The organism is Streptomyces caeruleatus (assembly GCF_001514235.1).
In the GTDB taxonomy this organism is placed as follows: domain Bacteria; phylum Actinomycetota; class Actinomycetes; order Streptomycetales; family Streptomycetaceae; genus Streptomyces; species Streptomyces caeruleatus.
Genome location: NZ_KQ948965.1, coordinates 1,793 through 3,939, shown reverse-complemented (window position 1 = coordinate 3,939; position 2,147 = coordinate 1,793). Strand labels below are relative to the sequence as shown.

The following is a 2,147-nucleotide window of genomic DNA, read 5'->3' as shown; positions in this document are numbered from 1 at the left end:
CCCACCCGTCGGCGGTTGTGACGGGGACTTTGCGCCGGGGTGAGAACGAGTCCGAGCAATTGCTGACCGCCGTCGCCCGGTTGCACACCCACGGCGTCCCGGTGGACTGGTCTGCGGTGGTGGGCCGGGGTTCGGTGGTGGATCTGCCGACGTACGCCTTCCAGCGTGAGCGGTACTGGCCGCGCCCCCGGGCTGTGGCGGGGGATGTGAGGGGCGCCGGGTTGATGTCGGTGGGTCACCCGTTGTTGGGGGCGGCGGTGGAGCTGGCTGGTGGTGAGGGTGTGGTGTTCACCAGCCGGTTGTCTCTCGCCTTGCATGAGTGGCTGGCTGATTACGTGGTGGGTGGTGTGGTGGTTGTGCCGGGCACCGCGTTGGCGGAGTTGCTGGTGCGGGCCGGTGACGAGGTGGGGTGTGGTGTTCTGGAGGAGCTGGCGTTGGAGCGGCCGTTGGTGCTGCCCGAGCGCGGGGCTGTGCAGGTGCAGGTGGTCCTCGACGCGCCGGAGGAGTCCGGCCGTCGGGCGGTGAGCGTGTATGCGCGGCCGGAGGAAGAGACCGACTGGACACGGCACGCCAGCGGAACGCTGTCTTCTGAAGCGACGGTGCCGGGTGTCGAGTTGACGGTGTGGCCGCCGGCGGATGCCATCAAGGTGCCGGTGGACGGGTTCTATGAGGGCCTGGCCGAGACGGGTTACGGATACGGTCCGGCCTTCCAAGGCCTGCGAGCCGCGTGGCGGCGGGGCGAGGAAGTCTTCGCTGAGGTGTGGCTGGCCGATGAAGTGGCTGAGCGGGCGGGTGAGTTCGGTATCCACCCGGCGTTGTTCGATGCCGCCCTGCACGCTGCCGCGTTCCTGCCCGCAGCCGGTGAAGGCGGACTTCCGTTCTCCTGGAGCGGGGTGTCGTTGCATGCCTCGGGCGCACGGTCGTTGCGGGTGCGCGTGTCGGCGGTCGGAGACAACACGATGTGCCTGGACGCGGCTGACGAGACCGGCGCCCCGGTGGTGTCGGTGGACGCGTTGGCACTGCGGCCGGTGGAGGCGGAACTGCTGGAGGCCGGGGACGAACAGCGGTCTCTGTCTAACCCGCCACGGCGTAGCGGACCGGCCCGGCCGGTTGCCCGCGCGGGCAACCGGGATGGCTCCGGCCTGGCCGGACGGCTGGCCGCCCTGACCGCCGCCGATCAGCAACAGCTGCTTCTCGACCTGGTGTGTGGCCATGTCGCCGCCGTCCTGGGACACGCCTCGGCAGGGGTCGTCGATCCTGAGAAGGCGTTGCGGGACATGGGCTTCGACTCGTTGACGACGGTGGAGTTGCGCAACCGCCTGGCGGCAGCGACGGGTCTGCAACTACCCGCCACGTTGGCGTTCGACCACCCGACCGCCTCACGGCTGGCCATCCATCTGCGGCAGCGGCTGATCGGCGCGGCTGAGGCCGTCTCGGTGGCTCCCGTTGTGGTGAAGGCCGAGCCGGACGAGCCGATCGCCATCGTCGGGATGGGGTGCAGGTTCCCGGGTGGGGTGTCGTCGCCGGAGCAGTTGTGGGCTCTGCTCACGGACGGTGTCGATGCGATCTCGGCGTTCCCGACTCAGCGTGGTTGGGATGTGATCGGTGATGGTTTTGCCCATGTGGGTGGCTTCCTCCACGGGGCGGCGGAGTTCGATGCGGGGTTCTTCGGTATCTCGCCGCGTGAGGCGTTGGCGATGGATCCGCAGCAGCGGTTGCTGTTGGAGACGGCGTGGGAGGCGCTGGAGCGGTCCGGGATCGACCCGCATGTGCTGAAGGGCAGTAAGACCGGGGTGTTCGTGGGCGGGGGCGGTTCGGGGTACGAGGCTGTCGGGGACGCCTCGGAGGAACTGGACGGATACCGGATCACCGGCGGCGCGGCCAGTGTGCTGTCGGGGCGGATCGCGTACACGTTGGGCTTGGAAGGGCCTGCGGTGACGGTGGACACGGCGTGCTCGTCGTCCCTGGTGGCGCTGCATTGGGCCACCCAGGCGTTGCGGTCCGGCGAGTGCGATCTGGCACTGGCCGGCGGTGTCACAGTGATGGCCACCCCGGGAGTCTTCGCCGATTTCGCTACGCAGGGCGGGCTGGCCGCGGATGGCCGCTGCAAGGCGTTCGCCGCGTCGGCGGACGGCACCGGGTGGGCC

The 2,147-nt window shown here is 69.8% G+C and carries 1 protein-coding gene; it reads left to right on the top strand.

What is annotated here, in order from left to right; genetic code table 11:
* Window positions 1-59 precede the first annotated feature (59 nt).
* A partial coding sequence (locus AQJ67_RS50360; protein ID WP_482258154.1) for a beta-ketoacyl synthase N-terminal-like domain-containing protein occupies window positions 60-2,147 on the top strand: 2,088 nt, incomplete at its 3' end.